This window comes from Azovibrio sp., from assembly GCF_049658005.1.
Lineage (GTDB): Bacteria > Pseudomonadota > Gammaproteobacteria > Burkholderiales > Rhodocyclaceae > Azovibrio.
Map to the genome: position 1 here is coordinate 26,715 of NZ_JBASOH010000050.1, position 21,256 is coordinate 47,970.

A 21,256-nucleotide genomic window follows, 5' to 3' on the forward strand; every position below is an offset into this window, starting at 1 on the left:
GGTGACAATTCCGTCATCCGGCAGTCAGGTTGTTCAGCCCCCTTGATAGGCAGGGTTTTCAGTCACATAGACCGTGATGCCGTCGGCTCCCGGGACGATCCTGGACAGCGGAAAGGCCGCCGTGCCGAGCGTATCGAAGGTCCAGACAACACTCTTGCCACCGACATTGATCTTGATGGTTTCCAGGCGCGTGACGTTCAGATACTTGCCGCCGCTGGGCAGGCTGACCTCGCGGTCGGCGTTTTTCGTGGCAGCGTAGCCGAACGGAGCCTGTTGATTGGCCGTCGGAGTGCTCTTGCTTTCCGAAACGTGGCTCAACCAGTGGAGGGATCCTCCTTCCGAGTAGTCCTCGTGGGCGTACGCCGTTCCGGCAGCGGCAACACTGATCGCAGCAATCAGGGCCAGTTGGGAAAATTTCGCTTTCATGGTTCTCTCCTTGTGACATCGGGTTAATCGTATCGGACTCATTTCGTCCAACCGTGATGCCATCTTAGGAAGCCGATACCAACAGAACGCTGACCCGGGCGTTACGTTTTTGAAAGCTTTTCGCCGGAAATTGTCAGGAATGAAACCGGTGATTTCGTACCACTTCTACATGCTTTTTCCGTCCAAGCACGCATAACAATAAATAATCAACCATTATCACGTCTTAGCATTGTGACTTCGTTAGCCTTGAATTTCGTTGATTTAGTATGTAATATCATATTACGTAATATGGTACGAAATTCGAGGATGCCATGGCCAGAGCCGGAATCTACAAATCAGAAGTCGTCAGAGCACGTAACAACCTGTTGGCAATGGGACGCTATCCATCGATCGATGCCATCCGCAGTGAATTGGGCGATACCGGCTCGAAAGGCACGATCCACCGCTACCTGAAGGAAATCGAGGAAGAGGAAGGTGGTAGCACCGGCACCCAGGTTGCTGTCAGCGAAGCCATCCAGGATCTGTCAGCCAGGCTGGCCGAACGCCTGCATCTGGAAGCCGATCAGCGCATCGCCGCACTGACTGACAAGCACAAGGCGGAAATCGCTGCGCTGAACGACGCCATGAGCACGTTACGTAATGAAGTCGAGTCTTTCCGTAGCCAGGCAGAGCGCCAGGCCATCGAGTTGGCGGCAGAGAAAGCGGCTCATACCGAAACCCAGACCAAGCTTCAGGAAGAAAGGATCGGTCGGGCACAAATGGTTCAACGTGTCGGGGATATGGAGGAGCAACTGGCGAAGGAAGAAGCGCACCGGATATCACTGGAAGAAAAGCACCAGCATGCCAGAGAGGCGCTGGATCATTTCCGCACCGCGGCGAAAGAGCAACGTGAGCAGGATCAGCGGCAGTTCGAGCAGCAGATTCAGTTTTTGCAGGGCGAGTTGCGTGCAGCCAAAGACACCGCGAATACCAAGCAGCAGGAACTCATCCGCAGTCATGAGGACAATGCCAGGCTATCGAGTGAACTGGGAAATGCCCGAGGTGAAATTCATCGTCTGGATACCGAAATGCGGCTGCTGCGTTCAGCCAAGGAGCAATTGATCGTCGCTGAATTAAAAAATCAGCAGTTGTCGGAGCAAATTGAGCAAGCTGATGCGCGGGCAGCCGATCTGCTCAAGGAAAACCAAGCGAACGTCTGCAAACTGCAGGAGACCCTGGAAACAGGGCGGCGGCTGGAATCCGAACTGATGGCGGCAAAAGCTGTTGTCGTCAGCCACGAGAAAATTCTTGAAAAGCTCACAGCCTTGCAGGCGCCGCCGCCGAAAAGCGTTAACACAATGAAAAATAGTGTTGACAGTCAGAATTCGCTTTTTAATTCAGAAGAGTAGGCGGTTTTCGGGGAATTTTTCATGATTCCCGGCCGACCCTCTTTCTGTACAACGCCTTGGGAATTCCCATCGCCGCTGGCGTCCTCTACCCGGCGTTCGGGCTGGTCCTCTCGCCGGTCATCGCGGCGGCCGCCATGAGTCTTTCATCGGTCAGCGTGGTCGGCAATGCCCTGCGTCTGCGGGGCGCCTGATCCGGAATGTTCAGGCGACTGATAGTGGGTTGGCGGACCTGGCTAGAACCAGAAACGCAATCCGGCTACCCAACGGGTTTCTCCAGCACGCTCGCCCGCATCACGAGCCATGTCGGCTGTTTGACCGAATTTCTCCACCCGCTCGACTCCTATGTAGGGGGCAATCTGGCGCGAGAATTCGTAACGCAGGCGTAAACCCAAGGTGCCATCGGACAAGCCGCTGCCGATATTCCATGCAGGGTCTTGCTTGCCATAGAGATTGAACTCGGCGCGCGGCTGCAAAATGAGGCGTTGCGTGAGCAGCAGGGCATAGTCTGCGGCGAGGCGCAAGGCACTTCGGCCGTTCTCGCCCATATAGGCGGTGGCGTCCACTTCGAACCAGTACGGGGCCAGTCCCTGGACACCCAACGCCAGCCAGGAACGATTGGGGCCGCTACCGCTATCGTGGCGTACACCCAGTTGCACATCCCAGTAATTGGCGACGGCGTGCCCCCACAACAGTTCGGTGCGTGCTTCCTGAAGTTTGTTCTGGGAGTAATCGCCTTCAGCCTTGATCACCAGCCGATCGTAATCACGACCAAACCAGGCCTGCAGATCGTAGGCGCTGGCATTGGCGCCATCAGTCGTTCTAACGTGTTCGAGGCGATCAACCAGCAGGCTGCCGAAATTGTGCTCGTCGGCCAGTCGCAACTGGCGCGGCCCGGATTGCGCATATTCGCCGCTGTCCAGCGTGTTGCCGTCTGCGTAGGCATGCGGGTCGCGCGCGTCGGCCGGGGCTGATCCGCCTTGCATGTTCATGGTGCCGTGATCCATGGCCGACGCCGCTTGTCCCGATTGAGCCCAGGCGGGCTGAAAGGCGGTGATTGCAAGGGTTGCGATCAGCGTATGGCAGATTTTCATCGTCATTCCTTTGCGGCCGAATCCGCTCATGACACCACCACCTCGCGGAACATGCCCGCATGCATGTGGAACATCAGATGGCAATGCCAGGCCCAGCGGCCAAGTGCATCGGCATTGATGAGGAAACTGATGCGCTGGGCAGGTTGCACCGGAAGGGTATGGCGGCGCGCCTGGAATTTTCCGTCGGCTGTCTCAAGTTCGCTCCACAGGCCGTGCATGTGCATCGGGTGCGTCATCATGGTGTCGTTCTGCAGAATGACCCGCACCCGTTCGCCATGTTTGAAATGCACCGGCGTGCTGCTGCCGAACTCAAGGCCATCGAACGACCAGGTGTAGCGTTCCATGTTGCCGGTCAGGTGCAGCTCGACTTCGCGCGTTGGCCCGCGCCGGTCGAGCGGCCCGCCTATCGTGGACAGATCGGCCAGCGTCAAGACCTTGCGGCCATTGTCGCGCAGGCCAATGCCAGGATCATCGAGGCGGGTGCGTGGCATATCGACGCGCATATCGGTGCTCGGGCCATACTCGGTCCGGGCATGGCGGACCTTGCCGGATGGTTTGGCCAGCGAATTGTCGTGCATCGTGTGCTGGCCATGATCCATTGCCATGGCGCCATGCTGCATCTGGTCCGGATCATGCTCCATGGGCATTGCGCCGTGCTCCATGCCCGGCATGTCATGATTCATGGCGGCCTGGTCCATTCCGGACATTGCCCCATGGTTCATGCCGCCCATGCTGCCCATCATGTCGGCCATGGTCAGCCATTCGACCTTGTCGAGCATCGGCACCGGCGCTTCCAGTCCGGCACGCACGGCCAGCGTGCCACGGGCGTAGCCACTGCGATCCATGGACTGGGCAAAGATCGTATGCGCCTCAGCCGTCGGCTCGATCAGCACATCGTAGGTTTCTCCCGGGCCGAAGCGGAATTCATCGACCGTGACCGGTTCGACATTGACGCCATCCGACTGGACGATCTTCATCTTCAGGCCAGGAATGCGCACGTCGAAAAAACTGTTGGCGGCACTATTGATGAAGCGCAGGCGAATCCGCTCGCCGGGACCAAAGAGCCCCGTCCAGTTGCCTGCCGGTGTCGTGCCATTCATCAAATACGTATAGGTGGCCGCGGACAAATCAGCCAGGTCGGTCGGGTTCATGCGCATTTCGTTCCACATCTTGCGCTTCTCGAGAGCTGCTGCGACACCGCCAGCCGCAACATCGCGCAAGAAATCGCCGACGGTCGGCTTGCTGTAGTTGTAGTAGTCGCTTTGGACTTTGAGTTTGGCGAACACATGCTCCGGACTCTCGTCGGTCCAGTCCGACAACTGAACAACATAGTCACGATCAGCACGGATTGTTTCGCCCCCCCGCGGCTCGACGATGATCGCCCCGTACATGCCGGTCTGTTCCTGGTACCCCGAATGCGAGTGATACCAGTAAGTACCGCTTTGCTGAAGGCGAAAACGATAGGTAAATGTCTGACCGGGAGCGATGCCGGGGAAACTGATGCCGGGAACCCCATCCATCTGGTAGGGCAGGATAATCCCGTGCCAATGAATCGACGTGGCGACCGGCAGATGGTTGGTCACCCGGATGGTGACCAGGTCGCCTTCGCGCAAGCGCAGGGTCGGCGCCGGCAGTGAGCCGTTGATCGTCGTCGCCAGCCGCATTTCCCCGGTGAAATTGACGGGGGATTCCGCGACAGTCAGTTGAATTTCGGTTCCGGACAGTTCGGGTGCGCTACCTGTAGGCGTTAGCCGAAGCGGGGCGAGCGCAGCTCGCACCCAAGGCGAGATGCCGGCCAGCACCCCCCCGCCGATCAGGCCCTGCACGAAACGGCGCCGTGGCGTAAAAATACTGGCCGGATCGTTGCTCTGAAGAGGATTCATTTTGCTTCCAGTCCGTGCTTGGCGAAGACGCGAATGCTGCCGTCCTGAGCGACCAGCAGGGTTTCATACGGCACAGGGCGGAAACTTTCCATCCCGGGAGAGCCAGGCGGCATGGATGGCACGGCCAAGCCGAGGGCCCTTGGCCTCTCCTTGATCAGCCGTTCAATGTCGGCTGCCGGCACATGGCCTTCGATGACATAGCCGGCAACCTTCGCGGTATGGCAGGAGCCGAGGCGGTCGGGCATACCCAGACGCTGGCGCGTCCCTGGCACGTCGTTCACTTCATGAGTGCGCACCGCAAACCCGGCGGCCTTGATGTGATCGATCCACTTGCCGCAGCAACCGCAGTACGGGCTCTTGTAGACATCGACCCTTTCAGCAGCCGATGCTGGCAGGGCGAGGCCTGCCCCCAGGACAAATCCTGTCAGGAAAACAGCGCCGGGCTTCGTCATGGACATACTCCTCAGAAGATCAAGTGCGGCCAGTATGAAATTGTGTGGCCAACATAAAGCTGACCCCGAAATTACATTTCTGTAAGCTTCACCCGCTCGATGCTTGTGCGCGCCGTGCCCATGGTGATCATGACCGTCGCCGTGGCGTCTACGCCGTTATGAACGTGACCGTCACTGGCCCGCCATGGTGCTTTTGCCTGACCGACAGCGGGATGACTCGCGCATTACATTTTTGTAATCCAGGCAGAGGCGCCCAGAAACTGATGGAGAATTCGTCCATGGACGATCCATAACGGATGGAAAGCACAATGAAAATACTGGTCGTCGAAGACGAGCCAAAAACCGGAACCTATTTGAAGCAAGGCCTGGTCGAGGCGGGTTTCGTGGTGGATCTGGTCGCCAACGGGCTTGATGGATTGCATTTGGCGCTGACGGAAGCCCACGACCTGGCCATCCTCGATGTCATGCTGCCGGGTATTGACGGGTGGCAGGTGCTGCAAGGCATCTGCCGGGCCGGCAAGGAAATGCCGGTCTTGTTCCTGACGGCCCGCGACCAGGTAGAAGATCGGGTCAAGGGACTGGAACTCGGCGCGGACGATTATCTGGTCAAGCCTTTTGCCTTTTCGGAATTGCTGGCCAGGGTGAGAAGCTTGTTACGTCGTGGCGGGAAGGCAAAGGAGTCGGAGTATCTACGCGCGGCGGACCTGGAACTTGATCTGATGCGGCGCCGGGTGATTCGATCGGGCAAGCGGATCGACCTGACCGCCAAGGAATTTGCCTTGCTCGAACTGCTGCTTCGGCGGCAAGGCGAGGTATTGCCGCGGTCGTTGATTGCGTCCCAAGTTTGGGATATGAATTTCGATAGCGACACCAATGTGATTGAAGTCGCCATCAAGCGCCTGCGGATCAAGATAGACGAGGCATTCGAACCCAAGCTGATCCGTACGGTACGGGGAATGGGCTATGTGCTGGAGGTCACGGATTGAACGTTACCTGGAGTCGATCGCTGACGTTGCGTCTGACGCTGTATCTGACGCGGCTGTTTGCCATGGCGGCGGCGCACGTCCTTTTTCTGAAAGTGGGGTTCTAAGCCCAAACCGGCGGAATTTGTCCAAGATGCCAAAACAGACAAGTGGATGGACTTCGCCAAGTGATGATTCCCTTCAATTTTCCTGATTTAACTTGATTCGAACGAATTGCCAAGTTCGATTTGAACGCCTTCAAGCAGAAGCAATCCTACGGCGGAACGCCAAGCCAAGAATGCGGCCATGCGGTCACCAGCAACTTGGGCTGCGATGGTCGCACCATCCAGCAACTGAGAGAATTGAGCGGAAAGTCGTTGTGAAATCTCTGTAGCCAAGACTTGGTTAAGAATTGACCCAATAAAATCCTGGATAAGTGCTTTGTGGTTGATCGAAGCTTGTCGAATCGAACTGTCTATTTCAGGGAATTCGGCTACAGCATTGATGAACATGCAGCCATTGAAAGAGTCTTCTTTGAACCAGCAGTGATGCCAAAGAAACAAGGCCCTGATTTTTTCCCTTGGGTCATCGACCTCGTTCACGAATTCGAGCAACGAGCGTCTGAAGCGCAGATCTCGCTCATTTAAGACTGCTTCGATCAAGGCATTTTTTGATGGAAAGTATTTGTACATGGTCATTTTGGCCACGCCAGATTCAGCAAGAACCCGATCAATTCCTACAGCATGATACCCATGCGCACGGAAGAGGGTTAAAGCAGTTTCCAGCACAAGCTGGCGTTTGTCACTCATATGCATCCAATACAGAACGGTCTTTCCATATCCTGAATCCGTGTTCGTAAAAAATAACACCTTCCTCGCAGGGCCGAACTGCATGATTTTCGCGGATCGGCCTGTTTTATTTCTCCTGCCGACGGTGTCAGGGGGGTGATTTTGCTCTCATCTCCGGCAAAAGTCGGCGTGGGTGGGAGGGTGCACCGTCATTTTCTGGCTCCAGGGCGAACCGCTAACTTCCGATGTGCGGAATCCGGGGCTGGCGGGTGTCAAACGCAAGGGTGGCATCACGGCGATGCCGCTTTCAGCAAGCGCTCCTGCAAGGCCTCGAACACTCGCACATGGGTCGCGAAGCCCCAGCCAAAGTCAAGCACAAGGCGGCGCGCATGAGCGACGAACTTCGCCGCCCGGTACATGACCTCCTGCAGCACGGTCTTCAACCGTCGCCGCCTGACAGCATTGCCCAATCAACGCCAATCCAGAGTACGAGGTCAGGTTGAGTTTGCGGGTCTGTTTGACTTCAAAGCGCGGCATGGTCAGTTGGGTGGAGGAGTCAAAATCGAAATTATACCATTACATCAATGTGTTAGACATGTTTTTGGGGGTGATGACACGGATTCAAGTATATTTTATGGTACCCACCACTCGACGAGCGTTACACCATCAAGGAATATCGTTATAACAATAGTTTATGTTAAAGAAGTTCTTGCAAATAGACAGACCTGTCTGTACTGTGTGAGGCGTTCAACAGAACAGTCACTTTTAAACCTAACAGGTAGTGAATTCATGGAATACGCAGCCGCTGAAGCCTACGACAAAGTCGATCCGAAACAACTCGTGGCACTCCGTGCCCAGCATGCATGGATTGTGGAACCGATCTATCGCGCCAGCGATGCGGTACTCAAGATGCCCTTTTTCTCATGGGTCTCACAGATTCAATCTCCGCTCGAGTTCAAGCCGGCGGCTGTCAAGCAAGTTCATTAAATCCAGGAGATATCGATGAACTTAATCGAAAAATGGAAAAAGGGAGGGGGCAGTTGCCCCCCCTCGCCGACACTCTTTGATATTTTGATGGGTTGGCTTGGTGGTGTCTTAGCGATTGGCGCAGTCGGATATCTTGCTCACGTGACTGGATACCCTCTAGTCCTCGGGTCCTTCGGTGCAAGTTGCGTATTGATCTTTGGCTTTCCGGAAAGTCCATTTTCTCAACCACGCAACGTTATAGGAGGTCACGTTCTGGCTTCGTTTATAGGGTTGGTGTTCTTGTCGCTTTTTGGTCCATATTGGTGGAGCATGGCTCTGGCTGCAGGGACAACGATTGCTGCCATGATGATTACGAGAACGGTACATCCTCCTGCCGGGTCAAACCCGTTAATCATCATGTTGTTAGCGCCAACGTGGAGTTTTATGCTTACACCAACGTTGATCGGTGCTGTCGCCCTGGTTTTGGTTGCCTTATTGTTCAATAACATCCCAAAGCAGCGAACTTACCCGCGCTATTGGCTCCGTTAAGTATCTGGCTGTTAAACGAGCATTTTCCTTGGAATTGGTGAGATGAAAGATATTCAACGCACGCTTTATGGCACCCCACTGTCCGGACACTCGCATCGCGTCGAATTGTTGCTGTTGATGCTTGCGCTGCCATATTCCTATATCGAGGCGCCTGCAAGAGTCCGGAGTTCTGCCGAATTTCTACGAATCAATCCCCTAGGTCAAATTCCTGTACTGATCGATGGAGAACTGATTCTCTGCGACAGCAACGCGATTATGGTTTACTTGGTCAAGCAATATGCGCCCGGCAGTGGGTGGCTACCTGAAGAACCAGTGGCTGCAGCACAGGTTTATCGCTGGTTGTCGATAGCCGCTGGGGAGGTGAGATACGGCCTGGCAACCGCTCGCGGGGTGAAGCAGTGGGGGTTGCCTGGCGATCTAAATATCGCCAGCGCTATTGCGGGAAAATTGCTTCGTTTTATGGATGGGCATCTCACTGGCCGCCGTTTTTTGGCACTCGATCAACCAACGCTAGCCGACCTGGCTTGCTACTCATATATCGCTCATGCTCCCGAAGGGGGAATATCGCTGGCAGAGTACCCGCAGGTTCGTGCTTGGCTCGCCGAAGTAGAGGCATTACCTCATTTCAAGTCGATGCCGGGCTTGCCTGTCCTTTGATACTCAGCAATGTCTTTCCCTTTCGAAAGAAATGCCAGGTAGTCAGGATGAGCTATACCCCAAGGCCTCCGCACTTGGACATCCTATTGGGGTAAGGCCCAGGAAACAGGTCCGTAATTCATCATCCCAGTCGGCGCGTTTGCGCTTGAGTCGCAGGCTGGACTTGACGGTATCCGTGGTATCCATGCGGAAGAGGTTGAGGAGGATTTTCTTGATGAGCGAGAGATTTTCCGGGGCGTTGTCCTTGCGGACGGTACTGGCATCTTCCTTCAGGGTGACATCGAGTACCCAGTGCAGCTGATTGCAGCGGATTTTCGATGCCCCAGTGCGAACGCACGGCTTCAGCGACTTCGGCCGGTGCGAGGGGGCGCGAGCCGATGTAGTCGTGCTGTTCGAGCTTGGGCGGCTTGCCTTTGACCTGGCGCACGGAATCGATACACGCGTTTGCAGTATTTTGAATGCCGCCGGCGGCAACCTTCAACGCAGCAAACAGCTCGACCGTGCCATGGCGCCGGTTCATGAAATGGCTGGTTCATGAAATACCCCTTCAATTTTACATAATAAAAATTATGCGCAATCATGGAGCCCAAAGGATAAACAAAGGAGGAACAAGAATCTGCCGGGTCCATGAATGAAGAGCGGCGTTTTCGCATCGCTCCTCATTGCAGTCTGCAAGTTACTGAATCAGGAGTTTTACCGCCTTGCCAGGCAAGGCTCCTTTACTTTTCAGCCACTCGGCCACATCGGTATTGTTTGTCTTGGCGGCCCAATCCAGCGCTGTTTCACCATTTTGCGTCTTCTTGTTCAAGGCGCAGCCCGCATTCACCAGCATCTGCACAACCTCCATGTGACCGCCACGCGCCGCGGCCATGAGAGCGGTCATGCCATTTTCGCTGCTGGCGTCGATGTCGGCGCCTTTTTCCATGAGAAACCGGACCACTTCCGGATGTCCGTTGAAGGCAGCGTAGATCAATGGCGTCCAGCCCTCCATGTTCACTTGCGCGCCAGCCTCAACCAGGCGTTTTACCAAGGGTAAGGCTCCTTGGTAGGCGGCGATGTGCAGTGCCGAATCGCCATGGCGATTACGGGCATTGACCCTGGCCCGTTGTTCGAGCAACAGGTCAACCAACTCCAGGTTGCCTTCCCGCGTCGCCAGCATGAGCAAGGTATTGCCTTCGATATCCGAGGTATTGGCATCCATACCCCGATTCAGGAGTTCAACCACGGCCCCCCGGTTGCCCAGTTTTATTGCCGTCATCATGTCGTCGTAAGAGGCGGCTCCTGCGGAACAAGGTGCCGTGATGATCAGGGTGCCGAGCAGTAAGCCGTACAGTTTTTGCTGAATTTTCATGGTGCGAGGACCTTCCGTACACTGGGGAAAAGGGAAAAAAAGTTTTGCGTGGTGGCTTCAGCGACTTCATCGAAGCGGAGACCTCGCAAGCGGGCGATTTCGTCGGCCACGAAGCGTACATGGGCAGGCTGATTGGTTTTGCCTCGATAAGGCACGGGTGCCAGATAAGGGGCGTCGGTTTCGACCAGGAGACGGTCGAGCGGTACTTTGCAGGCAACCTCCTTGACCTGCAAGGCATTCTTGAAGGTGACGATGCCGGAAATGGATATGTAAAAGCCGAGATCCAGGGCTTGCTGAGCGATGTCCCACGATTCCGTAAAGCAGTGCAGGATGCCCCCAACCGTCCGGGCCCCCTCTTCTGCCAGAATGCTCAGGGTGTCCCCGGCTGCATCCCGGGTGTGGATGATCAGTGGCTTGCCTGATGCAATGGCCGCCCGGATATGGGTCCGGAAACGCTGGCGCTGCCATTCGGGCTGGTCTTTCTGCCAGTGATAATCCAGCCCGGTTTCGCCAATCGCCACCACTTTCGGGTGCTGGGCCAGGGCGCACAGGGTTTCCTGATCGGGTTCCTGCACGTCCTCGTATTCCGGATGCAGGCCGACACTCGCAAACAGGTGAGGGTGTTGCTCGGCCAGCGCCAGAACCCGGGGAAAATCCTCCATATTCACGCCAACGCAGAGGGCTCCCCGCACTCCGTTCTCCTGCATGGCCGCGAGCATCCGGGGTAAGTTTTCTGACAGCCCGGGAAAATCCAGGTGGCAATGGGAATCGATCAGCATCGTGGCGTCAGAGGGTGTGGGTCGGGCGGGAGGAATTCAAGACGCCGGCCAGCAGGCTTTCGATCTTGCGTTTGGCTTCCTGTCCACTTTCATCGGCATTGAAATGGATGCCAATGCCCTGGGCGCGATTATTCTGGGCGCCCGCGGGCGTTATCCAGACGACCTTGCCGGCAATGGGCAATTTAGCCGGGTCCTCCATGAGGGACAGGAGCATGAAGACCTCGTCCCCCAGCGCATACTTGCGGGTGGTGGGAATGAAGATGCCACCATTTTTGAGCATGGGCATGAAGGCCGCATAAAGTGCTGACCTGGAATTGATATTCAGCGACAACACACTCGGGCGTGAAGCTGCCGCTTTGACGGGATCAGTCATGGGTTTTCACTCTACGAACAAGGCGCGATAGCCGAAAAGGAATTGCTCAAGAAACAGCCGGGCATTCAGTGGATGTTCACTCTCCCGACGCAGTTTAACCAGTTGCCGGTAGAAGCGGACCAGTTTTTCCAGCGAACTCCCGGTGGAAAGGGTTTCGATTCTAGCGCGTTGGCGTAAATAAAAGCGCGTTGGCAGGCCTTGGCTTGCAAGACTCAAATCCACCAGCCATTTTTGCGACCAATCCACCAGCTGGGGCAAAGGGTTCTCTCCCTTTACGGCTTTCAGGGCTTTATCCAAAGCCGTAGCCGTTGCAATGACTTCCAGCTTGCTGCCGCTACTCAGGGCCTGGATCAGCGCGTCCAGCCAGGCCGTTCCATTCGTGCTGGCCAGCGTCTGGGCCAAACCAGGCGCCCCACCCGCAAGGGCCAGCCAGACTTCAGGGTTTTCCACCCCCTCTTCCTGGAGCGCCCGTTGGGCGATGGCAGCGGGAGGCCGGGTGATCGGCAAGGCCTGGCAACGGCTGCGCAGCGTGGGAAGCAAACGCATCGGCTCACTGGATACCAATAAAAACAAGGTACCTGGAGGCGGTTCTTCAAGTACTTTGAGGATGGCATTGGCCGCACTACGGTTCAGGGTTTCCGCTGGATTGACGAGGATGATCCGCAAACCCTGGCGATGGGTGCCCACGCCGAAAAAGTCATCCAGTTCCCGGACCTGATCAATGGTGATCTGTTGCCCCCCTCGCCTGGCCTTGTCCGCACCCCCCTCTTCTTCCTGTGTTTTCTGGGCGGCGGGCTGCAGCATGCGGAAATCGGGATGGTTGCCCTGTTCGAACCAGTGGCAGGCAAGGCAGGCACCACAGGCTTTACCATCGGCTTGCACCTGTTCGCAGAGCAGGCTGGCTGCAAAGGCCTGGGCCAGCAAGCCCTTGCCCAGGCCACGGGGACCGCTCAGCAACAGGGCATGGGGCAAGCGCTGACGCCAGTCCTGCAACCGTCTCCAGGAATCTCCGTAGATTGAAATAACGTTCATGAACAAATGGATAGAACGTTTTGTTCAAGTTGTTTGCGAATATCATCCATCGCTTGCTCACCGTTGATGACACGAAAACGCTGGGGATGGCTGGCGGCCCGGTCCAGGTAGACATGACGGACCCGGTCATGAAACAGGGCCTGCTCCTGTTCAAATCGGTCCAGGTGGCGGTTGGCCAGGACGATCCGGCGCCGGGCCACCTCACAGGGCACATCGAACAACAGGGTCAGGTCGGGCTGGGTTTCGCCATGCACCCATTGCTCCAGCTGTTTGATCTTGTGGCGATCCAGGCCCCTGCCCCCGCCCTGATAGGCGTAGGTGGCATCGCTAAAGCGGTCACAGACCACCCACTCGCCCCGCTCCAGTGCGGGCAGGATCACCTGGGCCAGGTGTTCGCACCGGGCGGCAAACATCAGCAGGGTTTCGGTTTCCAGACACATGGGCTCGGACAGGAGCCATTCCCGCAGTTTTTCTCCCAGCGGCGTCCCGCCCGGTTCCCGGGTGGCAACGACGGTCTTGCCCTGTTGGCGCAAAAACGCGGCCAGCCAGTCCAGGTGACTACTCTTGCCGGCCCCGTCAATTCCTTCGAGGGTGATGAATTTACCTTTCAAAACAGGCTCCTGACTTTAACGAGCACGGCGCTGATAGCGATTGACCGCCTGCTCGTGCTCATCCAGGGTACGGGAAAAATGGCTGCTGCCATCCCCCCTGGCGACAAAATAAAAAGCCCCCGTCCTGGCCGGGTGCAAGGCGGCCTGCAGGGCGGCAAGGCCCGGCATGGCGATGGGGGTGGGAGGCAGGCCGGTACGGGTGTAGGTATTGAAGGGGGTGTCGGTCTGTAAATCGACCTTGCGGAGATTGCCATCAAACCGCTCCCCCAGGCCATAAATCACGGCCGGGTCCGTTTGCAGGCGCATGCCGCTACGCAGCCGATTGACGAAAACCCCTGCCACCATTTCCCGGTCGGCTGCCACGCCGGTTTCCTTTTCCACGAGGGAGGCCATGATCAAGGCTTCATAGGGCGTGCGGTAGGGCAAGCCGGGTTCCCGTCCGGCCCACTCCCGCTCCAGATGGCGCTGCATGGCCCGGGCCGCCTGGCTCAGCAGTTCCAGGTCGGTGGAATACTTGTCGACCCGATAGGTATCCGGGAAGAACATGCCCTCCGGCGCAATGTCGGGAAAACCGAGTTTCTGCATCAATTCCCTCTCATCCAGGGCGGTGGTCACATGCTCCAGTCCTTGATGGGCCGTCAGCAGGCTGCGCCACTGCCGGAAGGTCCACCCCTCGATGAGACGGACCTCCACCTGCAGTACCTTGCCCTCTACCAGGGCATCCAGAAGCGCCTCCGGCGTGGTCCCGGCGGCAATGCCGTAAGTGCCGGCGCGGATGGAGCCCTCCTTGCCGGACAGACGGGCCGCGAGTACCAGTAGCTCGCCCTGCACTTTCACCCCTGCCTGATCCAGGATGCGCACGACTCCCCGCAGTCCCGTACCCGCAGGGATGCGAAACTCCACGTTGTCCGCAGGCAAACGGAGGGGCTGCTTGAGCCAGCCATGAAAACCTCCGGCCAGCAGGGCCAGGGACAACGCCAGCAACAGGAAGGTACGCAGCAGAAACTTCACGGAAATACCAGGTCAAATGGCAGGTAGAGCGGCCCGGGCCAGCAGGGAACGGGCGCTATAATAGCCCAAACCCCTTTTTGCGAGGCCCCATGAATTCTTGTGCAAACACCTGGCAACAAAGTCTTTCTGCCCTTGGCGCCACATTCGACCCCGACAACACGGATGTCCAGCATTTTGGCGACCCGACCGCGGAACTGGCTGCCGCCGCCCAGGGCACCATCCTGGTTCCTCTCCTGCACTTTTCCTGCATCGAAGCCAGCGGCAGTGATGCCAAGGCGTTTTTGCAGGCTCAGCTCACCAATGATCTGAACTCCCTGCAGGCCGGACAGGCACAACTTTCCGCCTGGTGCTCCGCCAAGGGGCGCATGCTGGCCAGCTTGGTGAACTATCCGCTGGGGGAAAACTACCGGCTGATGCTGGCAACAGACCTGCTGCCCGCCATTCTCCAGCGTTTGCGGATGTTCGTGCTGCGCTCCCGGGTAACACTGGCCGACCTCTCCCAGACCCTGGGCCACCTGGGGCTTGCCGGGACCGGGGTGGAAGCCGCCCTGGCAGCGGCAGGACTGCCCACCCCCGAAATGCCGATGACGACCGCAACCCAGGATCAGGTCAGCATCATTCGCCTCTCCCCTGCGCGCGTCATCCTCGCCGCGCCTCTGACTGAACTTTCTGCCCTGTGGCAAAAGCTGGCAACCCTGGCCACACCGGCCGGCCGCCCCGCCTGGCAATATCGGGACGTGCAGGAAGCCTTTCCCTGGATTACCGGCGCCACCCGGGAAGAATTCGTGCCCCAGATGGCCGACTTCGAAAAAATGGGGGGCGTCAGCTTCCACAAGGGCTGCTACCCGGGCCAGGAAGTGGTGGCCCGGACTCAGTATCTTGGCAAAGTCAAACGCCACCTGTACCGGCTCAAGAGCCCGGTGCCCCTGAGTCCCGGCGAAGAACTCCATGCCCCGGCCAGCCCCGACCAGAGCGCCGGCAAAGTGATCACCTGCGCCCCGTCCCCCGATCGAGGCTTCGTCGCCCTGGCCGTCGTGCTGGCCCCGGCCGCCGGGGACCTGCATCAAGGCTCCATGAGCGGTCCCCGGCTGCAGGCCGAAGCCGTCAATCCCTGAGTCTCACGGATGTCTCACGAATGTGCCTGATCCTCGTCGCCTGGCAGGTCCATGAGGATTTTCCCTTGGTGCTGGCCGCCAATCGCGATGAATACTACTGCCGCCCTGCCCTGCCTCTGGCGCCCTGGACTGACAGTCCCGACATCCTGGGCGGACGGGACCTGGAAGCAGGCGGGAGCTGGCTGGCCTGCCACCGGGATGGTCGCTTTGCCGCCGTCACCAATGTCCGCCAGGGTAGTCCGGAAAAAGCCCGCTGCTCCCGGGGCGATCTCGTTAGAAACTACCTTCAAAGTAATCTGCAACCCGATGAATTTGCAGAGACTATCAGAGCAGAAGAATATGCCGGCTTCAATCTGCTGCTGGGCAGTCGGGAAGCATTGCTCTATCTGAGCAACCGCGGCCGGGAGTCAGTGCAGGCCCTGTCAGTGCAGGCCCTGTCTCCCGGCATTTACGGGCTTTCCAATCATCAACTGGACAGCCCCTGGCCCAAGCTGCTGAAGGCCCGCGAGGACTTTTCCCGGGCGCTGGCCGGATTGCCGGATGATGAAGCCTTTTTTCGGCTGCTGGCCGACACCGGACAGGCCGCCGATGCAGACCTGCCGGATACCGGCGTGCCCCTGGCGCTGGAGCGCATGCTCTCCAGTATTTTCGTAGCCTCCGCGACCTACGGCACCCGGGCTTCCACCCTCATGCGCTGTGACCGGATGGGCAACTTCAGCATGGAAGAGCGCCGCTTCGGCCCTCACGGGGTCTCTCTGGACACGCCAAGCCGGTGCGGGTCGCAAAAGGATAGCCCGTGATTTCCGGCCAGGAGTGCCTTGCCGGACTGCTGGAAGCGGTGGCCTGGGAACGCATTGAGAACGATGGCAAGGAGGAACGGCTGTTCCAGCCGATCCGCAAGATCCTCGTCAAAGGTTCGGCCGATGGGGTGTTCCGGCGCTGCGACAAACCGGTGCTCGTCGTGGCCGGCGAGGCGGCTGACGCGGTGGCGTCGGTCAAGCCACAGCGTTACCGGCTCCGGCAAGATCAAGTTCCGACAGGAGGTGCAACATGACCGCAGCCACTAAAGTGCTGACCGTACACGTTCCGCTACCGTTGGCCGACAAGGTGGATCAGATGGCTTCACGACTTGAACGCTCACGCGGCTGGATCATGAAGCAGGCGCTTTCCGCCTGGGTCGCCCAGGAAGAAGAACGCGACCGACTGACCCAGGAAGCGCTGTCCGACGTAGATGCCGGCCGCGTCATCGACCACCTGGCCGTGCAGGCATGGGCGGATAGCCTTGACACCGATCAGCCGCTGCCGCTGCCGCGCTGATGAAGCTGAAATGGACCAGCAAGGCGCTTTCCGATTTGGCGCGCTTGTATGAATTCCTGGCTCTGGTGAACAAACCCGCCGCCGCGCGGGCGGTGCAGGCGCTGACCAGAGCCCCGACCACCGACCACCGACCACTGACCACTGACCACTGACCACCGACCACCGACCACCGACCATTCTGCTGGCCAACCCACGCATCGGCGAGCAACTTTTCCAGTTCGAGCCGCGCGAGGTACGGCGAATTCTGGTCGGGGAGTATGAGGTTCGCTACGAACTTCAGGGTTCGATCATCTACATGTTGCGGCTGTGGCATACCCGGGAAGAGCGCTGAAATGGCTTTGCCCCCCCACCTGCGATGACTTCGTGCGCAAGTGGCGCCCCACCCTGGTTGAGATATCAGGGTAAAGCTCAGGCGTCGACGATATCCACCGGGGTGTAAACGGGGGTCGAGTCGAACAATTCCAGGATGTCCCGATTGCCCATGCGGATGCAGCCGTGCGAACGGGGCTCACCCAGAGGGGCACCCTCGGCGGTGCCGTGGATGTAGATGTAACGGCGCATGGTATCGACAGCGCCGAGGCGGTTGAAACCCGGCTCACAGCCGGAGAGCCACAGGATGCGGGTCAGGATCCAGTCCCGCCCGGGGAAAACCTCGGCCAGTTCCGGGGTCCAGATCTCGCCCGTGGGGCGGCGCCCGGAAAACACCGTATGGAGAGGACAGCCCGCTCCGATCTTGGCACGGATCAAATGACGCCCCCGCGGAGTCTGATGACTCCCCTGCTGCTCCCCAACTCCATTTTCCCCGGTGGAGACGGGAAAGCGGCGCAGCAGCCGCCCTTTCTCATCCAGCAATTCCAGGGTCTGCCGGGGAATGGAAACCAGGATGCGCCGGCCTGCCTTCATTTTCCCTGATGCCGGCGGGTGGCGAAGAAGTCCGACAAGAGCCGCCCGCAGCGCTCGGCGAGGACGCCGCCCACTACCTCGGCATGGTGATTGAGCCGGGGTTCGGCAAACAGATCGAGAATGCTGCCATGCACCCCGGTTTTCAAATCCCTGGCTCCATAGACCACCCGGGCAATGCGGGCATGCATGATGGCGCCGGCGCACATGGCGCAAGGCTCCAGGGTCACGAACAGTTCGCAGCCCGGCAGGCGGTAGTTACCCAGCCGGCGGGCCGCATCGCGCAGGGCGGCCACCTCGGCATGGGCGGTGGGATCGTGGTCGCCAATGGGGGAATTGAAGCCCCGGCCCACCACCACACCGTCCCGCACCACCACGGCCCCTACCGGCACCTCTCCCAGGCAGCCGGCCGCCTCGGCCTGAGACAGGGCTTCACGCATGAAAAATTGATCATCGAGCATGGCCTACCCCCTACCCCGGCTGTCTATGGCATGCGGCAAAAAGGCATTACGATAGCCGCAAATCCGGGCTATCTCAAGGATTGCCCAAGGGATTGCCCAAGGGATTGCCCGGGGGATTGCCCGGGGAGTTGCCAGAAAGGCTGGCAAGGGGGTTGCCTGGGGGGTTGCCAGGGAGGCTGCCGGGGCTTGACAGCAAACCAGGCTGGAATGCGCCCAGCCCGCGGCGCCATTTCCCCAGGGAAGTGCCCACTCGTCCATGCTGTTTCTGCCCATCCTCAAGTCATTTTTCAAGCCAGCCAACCCAGCCAAGCCAGCCAACCCAGGGCGTGCGCAAATACCAGCAGGATGCCCAGCGGGGCCAGATAGCGCAACACCAGGTACCAGGCCTTGAAAGGCAGGCCCGACAGTTGCATTTCATCCAGCACCTGCGCCCGGGTCATGATCCAGCCCACAAAAATGGCAATGGCCAAGCCGGAGAGGGGCATCATGATGCGGCTGGTCATGAAGTCCAGTAGTTCAAAAAGATTGAGGCCAAACAGGGTATGCCCGGACCAGCGATTGAAGGAAAGACAAACGCCGATGCCCAGCCACCAGACCGCCAGTCCGGTTCCCCAGGCTGCCACCGGACGGCGCAGCCGCATGCGTTCGGTCAGCCAGGCCACAAAGGGTTCAAGCAGGGAAATGGCCGAGGTCCAGGCGGCAAAGAGCACCAGGAGAAAGAAGAAAACTCCAAACCACTGCCCGCCCGGCATATGGGAAAAAGCCAGGGGCAGGGCCTGCAAAATCAGGCCGGGGCCGGCGGCAGGTTCCAGCCCGTAGGCAAAGGTAAGGGAAAAGATCGCCAGCCCGGCCAGTACGCCCACCAGGGTGCCGGCCAGGGCGACCCAGAGGCTGGTACCGGCGATGCTGGACTGCCGGTCGAGATAGGAGCCATAGGCCATGATCGCCCCCATGCCCAGGCTCAGGGAAAAGAAGGCATGACCTACCGCCGCCAGAATGACGGCGGGGGTAATGGCTTCCGGCTTGAAGGCAAACATGAAATCCCAGGCCGCCGGCATGTCTCCGGCAATGCCGCCCCAAACGGTCAGCAAGGCCAGGATCAGGAACAGGCCGGGCATCATGATCCGGTTCGCGACCTCGATCCCGGCGATGACCCCACGGGCCACCACTCCCACCGTCAGGGCCAGAAAGAGGGTGTGACAGAGCATCATCTGCAGGGGATCGGCCAGCAAGGCTTTGAAGCGGTTTGCTGCCGCCTCAGCATTTTCCAGGCGCAGACCGGACAATGCCTTGAACAGATAATCGACAATCCAGCCCGCCACCACGCTGTAAAAGGAAAGGATCAGCAGGGCGCCGACGATCCCGACCCAGCCTACCAGCCCCCACCCGGAACAACGGCCGCCTTCTTCGGCGACCTTGAGCATGGCGGAAACCGGATTGCCCCTGCCCCGCCTGCCGATCATGATCTCTGCCATCAACAAGGGCAGACCGATCAGGAGCACGCAGACCAGATACACCAGGACAAAGGCGCTCCCTCCCTGAGAGCCGGCCATGTAAGGAAACTTCCAGATATTCCCCAGCCCAACGGCGGAACCAATGGTGACCAGAATGAAGGCCCAGCGGCTGCTCCAGGTGGAGCGTTGAAAGTTGGCGGTCTGGCTCATGCGATTTGGCACGATGGCGGTAAGGTGATCTCAAAAATCAAAGGCTTGCCGCCACGGACATCGGGCCGGACATCGGGCTGAACGTCGGCCGGGCGGCGATCGCCGGTTTTTCGTAGAATGGACGACCATGAAACAGCTTGCCTATCTGCTGCGCCCCATGGCCAGCCAGGATCTGGAAGCGGTGCTGGGCGTGCAAAGACTGGCTTATACACCGGATTTGCACGAGTCCCTAACGGTTTTTTCCAGCAAACTCGAACGCTTTCCCGACAGTAACTGGGTGATTCAGGGAGAGCGGGGTCTGCTGGCCTATCTATTTGCGCAACCAGCCCGGTACCTTCATCCGCCGCCCTTGAATGATTGCGATGCTGCGGTCGCCGGCGCCGATGCTCTGCATCTGCACGACATGGCCGTGGCCCCCTGGTCCCGGGGCCTGGGGCTGGCCGGCCAGCTCGTGGCTACTGGCCTGAACTGGGGGCGCCACCAGAACCTGGCCTGGGCCACCTTGATTGCCGTGCAGGATTCCCGGTCTTTCTGGCAGGCGCATGGCTTTTGCTGCGGCAGCCTGGAGAAATCCCTGGACAGCTACGGTCAAGGGGCCCGCTATATGTATCAATCCCTGCTGGGATAAAATCAGGCCTTTTTTCATCACCTGCTGCAGGCCCTCATGCTCATCCTCAATCGCACCGTGTTCTTTGTTTCCGACGGCACCGGCATCACTGTCGAAGCCCTGGGACATAGCCTGCTTTCCCAGTTCGAGGGGGTGAAATTCACCCAGATCCGCATTCCCTTCATCGATAGCGAGGATAAGGCGCGGGAGGTGGTCGCCCGCATCAATGCCAGGAGTGAGGCCGATGGGATCCGCCCGATTGTGTTTACCACCCTGATCAATCCCAGGGTCGCGGCAATCGTGCATCAGGCCGACGCCTATTCCCTTTCCTATTTCGAGACCTTCCTCTCTCCCCTTGAAACCGAACTGGGGGTCAAATCCAGCCACACCGTGGGGCGGACCCACGGCACCACCGATAGTTCCGATTACAAGAAACGGATCGAGGCCATCAATTACACCCTGGCCCACGATGACGGGATCACCGACCAGGATCTGGAAGAAGCGGATGTGGTGCTGGTGGGGGTTTCGCGCTGCGGCAAGACGCCAACTTCCCTGTATCTGGCCATGCAGTTCGGCCTGAAAGCGGCCAATTTTCCCCTGATTCCCGAGGATTTCGAGCGCGGCAAACTGCCCGGGACCCTGGAAAAACATCGCCGCAAGCTGTTTGGTCTCACCATCCAGCCCGAGCGGCTGGCTCAGATTCGTGAAGAGCGGCGTCCCAACAGCCGCTATGCAGACCTTGCCAACTGTCGCCATGAAGTGGGCGAGGCTGAAAAAATGATGAAACGGGAAGGCATCCGCTGGCTGGATTCCTCCAGCAAATCCATCGAGGAAATTGCCACCACGGTACTCGAAGAACTGCAGCTCAGATAG

At 58.7% G+C, this 21,256-nt stretch carries 27 protein-coding genes and 2 pseudogenes; 13 read left to right on the forward strand and 16 right to left on the reverse strand.

Annotated features, from left to right (window positions below; genetic code table 11):
• Positions 1–33: 33 nt before the first annotated feature.
• Positions 34–426, reverse strand: coding sequence for a CzcE family metal-binding protein (locus WBH99_RS05205; protein WP_424219049.1), 393 nt, complete (start codon positions 424–426; stop codon positions 34–36).
• A gap of 311 nt (positions 427–737) precedes the next feature.
• Between WBH99_RS05205 and WBH99_RS05210 the strand changes: the two genes are divergently transcribed.
• Both WBH99_RS05210 and WBH99_RS05215 read left to right on the forward strand, forming a co-directional pair.
• Positions 738–1,814, forward strand: coding sequence for a DNA-binding protein (locus tag WBH99_RS05210; RefSeq protein WP_424219050.1), 1,077 nt, complete (start codon positions 738–740; stop codon positions 1,812–1,814).
• 56 nt (positions 1,815–1,870) lie between these two features.
• On the forward strand, positions 1,871–2,005 hold the full coding sequence (locus WBH99_RS05215; protein ID WP_424219051.1) for a hypothetical protein: 135 nt from the start codon (positions 1,871–1,873) through the stop codon (positions 2,003–2,005).
• A 42-nt stretch (positions 2,006–2,047) separates the two neighbouring features.
• Here WBH99_RS05215 and WBH99_RS05220 read toward each other — a convergent pair whose 3' ends face one another.
• The 3 genes from WBH99_RS05220 to WBH99_RS05230 are packed head-to-tail and all read right to left on the reverse strand — an operon-like array spanning position 2,048 to position 5,240.
• A complete protein-coding gene (locus WBH99_RS05220; RefSeq protein WP_424219052.1) occupies positions 2,048–2,935 on the reverse strand; it encodes a copper resistance protein B in 888 nt (295 codons plus the stop codon).
• Positions 2,932–4,788, reverse strand: a complete 1,857-nt coding sequence (locus WBH99_RS05225) for a copper resistance system multicopper oxidase (protein ID WP_424219053.1) — start codon at positions 4,786–4,788, stop codon at positions 2,932–2,934. The genes WBH99_RS05220 and WBH99_RS05225 overlap by 4 nt, the downstream gene beginning before the upstream one ends.
• Entirely contained in the window at positions 4,785–5,240 is a 456-nt protein-coding gene (locus WBH99_RS05230) for a DUF411 domain-containing protein (protein ID WP_424219054.1), read from the reverse strand. Before WBH99_RS05230 ends, WBH99_RS05225 begins: the two co-directional genes overlap by 4 nt.
• 308 nt (positions 5,241–5,548) lie before the next feature.
• On the opposite strand from WBH99_RS05230, the gene WBH99_RS05235 reads away from it, so the two are divergent.
• Positions 5,549–6,226, forward strand: coding sequence for a heavy metal response regulator transcription factor (locus tag WBH99_RS05235; protein ID WP_424219055.1), 678 nt, complete (start codon positions 5,549–5,551; stop codon positions 6,224–6,226).
• Between the two features lie 191 nt (positions 6,227–6,417).
• On the opposite strand, the gene WBH99_RS05240 is transcribed toward WBH99_RS05235, so the two are convergent.
• Both WBH99_RS05240 and WBH99_RS05245 read right to left on the reverse strand, forming a co-directional pair.
• Complete coding sequence (locus WBH99_RS05240; RefSeq protein ID WP_424219056.1) at positions 6,418–7,011, reverse strand: TetR/AcrR family transcriptional regulator; 594 nt, start codon at positions 7,009–7,011, stop codon at positions 6,418–6,420.
• Positions 7,012–7,280: 269 nt separating this feature from the next.
• Positions 7,281–7,445, reverse strand: a pseudogene (locus tag WBH99_RS05245) (IS1380 family transposase); the annotation flags it as partial.
• 334 nt (positions 7,446–7,779) lie between these two features.
• Here WBH99_RS05245 and WBH99_RS05250 point away from each other — a divergent pair.
• From WBH99_RS05250 to WBH99_RS05260, 3 genes are read left to right on the forward strand one after another with little or no spacing between them, the layout of a single operon-like run.
• On the forward strand, positions 7,780–7,977 hold the full coding sequence (locus tag WBH99_RS05250) for a hypothetical protein (RefSeq protein ID WP_424219057.1): 198 nt from the start codon (positions 7,780–7,782) through the stop codon (positions 7,975–7,977).
• 15 nt (positions 7,978–7,992) lie between these two features.
• Positions 7,993–8,505, forward strand: coding sequence for an HPP family protein (locus WBH99_RS05255; RefSeq protein WP_424219058.1), 513 nt, complete (start codon positions 7,993–7,995; stop codon positions 8,503–8,505).
• 42 nt (positions 8,506–8,547) lie between these two features.
• A complete protein-coding gene (locus WBH99_RS05260; RefSeq protein ID WP_424219059.1) occupies positions 8,548–9,162 on the forward strand; it encodes a glutathione S-transferase in 615 nt (204 codons plus the stop codon).
• Positions 9,163–9,283: 121 nt separating this feature from the next.
• Here the strand turns inward: WBH99_RS05260 and WBH99_RS05265 are convergent, their stop codons facing one another.
• The 7 genes from WBH99_RS05265 to mltG all read right to left on the reverse strand — a co-directional run bounded on the left by WBH99_RS05265 (position 9,284) and on the right by mltG (position 14,319).
• The gene (locus WBH99_RS05265) at positions 9,284–9,682 is read right to left on the reverse strand and encodes a hypothetical protein (protein WP_424219060.1); all 399 of its coding nucleotides are present in this window, start codon (positions 9,680–9,682) and stop codon (positions 9,284–9,286) included.
• 156 nt (positions 9,683–9,838) lie between these two features.
• Positions 9,839–10,513, reverse strand: coding sequence for an ankyrin repeat domain-containing protein (locus WBH99_RS05270; protein WP_424219061.1), 675 nt, complete (start codon positions 10,511–10,513; stop codon positions 9,839–9,841).
• Positions 10,510–11,292: a TatD family hydrolase gene (locus tag WBH99_RS05275; protein WP_424219062.1), complete on the reverse strand. Its 783-nt coding sequence runs from the start codon at positions 11,290–11,292 to the stop codon at positions 10,510–10,512. Before WBH99_RS05275 ends, WBH99_RS05270 begins: the two co-directional genes overlap by 4 nt.
• Before the next feature lie 7 nt (positions 11,293–11,299).
• Positions 11,300–11,665 (reverse strand): PilZ domain-containing protein, encoded by a 366-nt coding sequence (locus WBH99_RS05280; RefSeq protein WP_424219063.1) that lies wholly within the window; start codon positions 11,663–11,665, stop codon positions 11,300–11,302.
• Between the two features lie 6 nt (positions 11,666–11,671).
• Positions 11,672–12,697, reverse strand: coding sequence for a DNA polymerase III subunit delta' (holB, locus tag WBH99_RS05285; RefSeq protein ID WP_424219064.1), 1,026 nt, complete (start codon positions 12,695–12,697; stop codon positions 11,672–11,674).
• Positions 12,694–13,308 (reverse strand): dTMP kinase, encoded by a 615-nt coding sequence (gene tmk / locus WBH99_RS05290; protein ID WP_424219065.1) that lies wholly within the window; start codon positions 13,306–13,308, stop codon positions 12,694–12,696. The genes holB and tmk overlap by 4 nt, the downstream gene beginning before the upstream one ends.
• 15 nt (positions 13,309–13,323) lie before the next feature.
• Positions 13,324–14,319 carry an endolytic transglycosylase MltG gene (gene mltG / locus WBH99_RS05295; protein WP_424219066.1) on the reverse strand — a complete coding sequence of 332 codons (996 nt, stop codon included), beginning with the start codon at positions 14,317–14,319 and terminating at the stop codon, positions 13,324–13,326.
• Between the two features lie 89 nt (positions 14,320–14,408).
• Between mltG and WBH99_RS05300 the strand changes: the two genes are divergently transcribed.
• From WBH99_RS05300 to WBH99_RS05320, 5 genes and pseudogenes are all read left to right on the forward strand, one after another.
• A complete protein-coding gene (locus WBH99_RS05300; protein WP_424219067.1) occupies positions 14,409–15,434 on the forward strand; it encodes a YgfZ/GcvT domain-containing protein in 1,026 nt (341 codons plus the stop codon).
• A 20-nt stretch (positions 15,435–15,454) separates the two neighbouring features.
• A complete protein-coding gene (locus tag WBH99_RS05305; RefSeq protein ID WP_424219068.1) occupies positions 15,455–16,234 on the forward strand; it encodes an NRDE family protein in 780 nt (259 codons plus the stop codon).
• On the forward strand, positions 16,231–16,488 hold the full coding sequence (locus tag WBH99_RS05310; protein WP_424219069.1) for a hypothetical protein: 258 nt from the start codon (positions 16,231–16,233) through the stop codon (positions 16,486–16,488). The genes WBH99_RS05305 and WBH99_RS05310 overlap by 4 nt, the downstream gene beginning before the upstream one ends.
• Positions 16,485–16,751, forward strand: a complete 267-nt coding sequence (locus WBH99_RS05315) for a CopG family ribbon-helix-helix protein (protein WP_424219070.1) — start codon at positions 16,485–16,487, stop codon at positions 16,749–16,751. Before WBH99_RS05310 ends, WBH99_RS05315 begins: the two co-directional genes overlap by 4 nt.
• Positions 16,751–17,082 (forward strand): annotated as a pseudogene (locus WBH99_RS05320) (type II toxin-antitoxin system RelE/ParE family toxin). Before WBH99_RS05315 ends, WBH99_RS05320 begins: the two are co-directional and overlap by 1 nt.
• Positions 17,083–17,159: 77 nt before the next feature.
• On the opposite strand, the gene WBH99_RS05325 reads toward WBH99_RS05320, so the two are convergent.
• From WBH99_RS05325 to WBH99_RS05335, 3 genes are all read right to left on the reverse strand, one after another.
• Positions 17,160–17,654, reverse strand: a complete 495-nt coding sequence (locus tag WBH99_RS05325) for a L,D-transpeptidase family protein (RefSeq protein WP_424219071.1) — start codon at positions 17,652–17,654, stop codon at positions 17,160–17,162.
• Positions 17,651–18,112, reverse strand: a complete 462-nt coding sequence (gene tadA, locus WBH99_RS05330; RefSeq protein WP_424219072.1) for a tRNA adenosine(34) deaminase TadA — start codon at positions 18,110–18,112, stop codon at positions 17,651–17,653. Before tadA ends, WBH99_RS05325 begins: the two co-directional genes overlap by 4 nt.
• Positions 18,113–18,399: 287 nt before the next feature.
• Positions 18,400–19,776, reverse strand: a complete 1,377-nt coding sequence (locus WBH99_RS05335) for a sodium-dependent transporter (protein WP_424219073.1) — start codon at positions 19,774–19,776, stop codon at positions 18,400–18,402.
• Between the two features lie 127 nt (positions 19,777–19,903).
• Between WBH99_RS05335 and WBH99_RS05340 the strand changes: the two genes are divergently transcribed.
• Positions 19,904–20,404 carry a GNAT family N-acetyltransferase gene (locus WBH99_RS05340; RefSeq protein WP_424219074.1) on the forward strand — a complete coding sequence of 167 codons (501 nt, stop codon included), beginning with the start codon at positions 19,904–19,906 and terminating at the stop codon, positions 20,402–20,404.
• A 36-nt stretch (positions 20,405–20,440) separates the two neighbouring features.
• Positions 20,441–21,256: a posphoenolpyruvate synthetase regulatory kinase/phosphorylase PpsR gene (gene ppsR / locus WBH99_RS05345; RefSeq protein ID WP_424219075.1), complete on the forward strand. Its 816-nt coding sequence runs from the start codon at positions 20,441–20,443 to the stop codon at positions 21,254–21,256.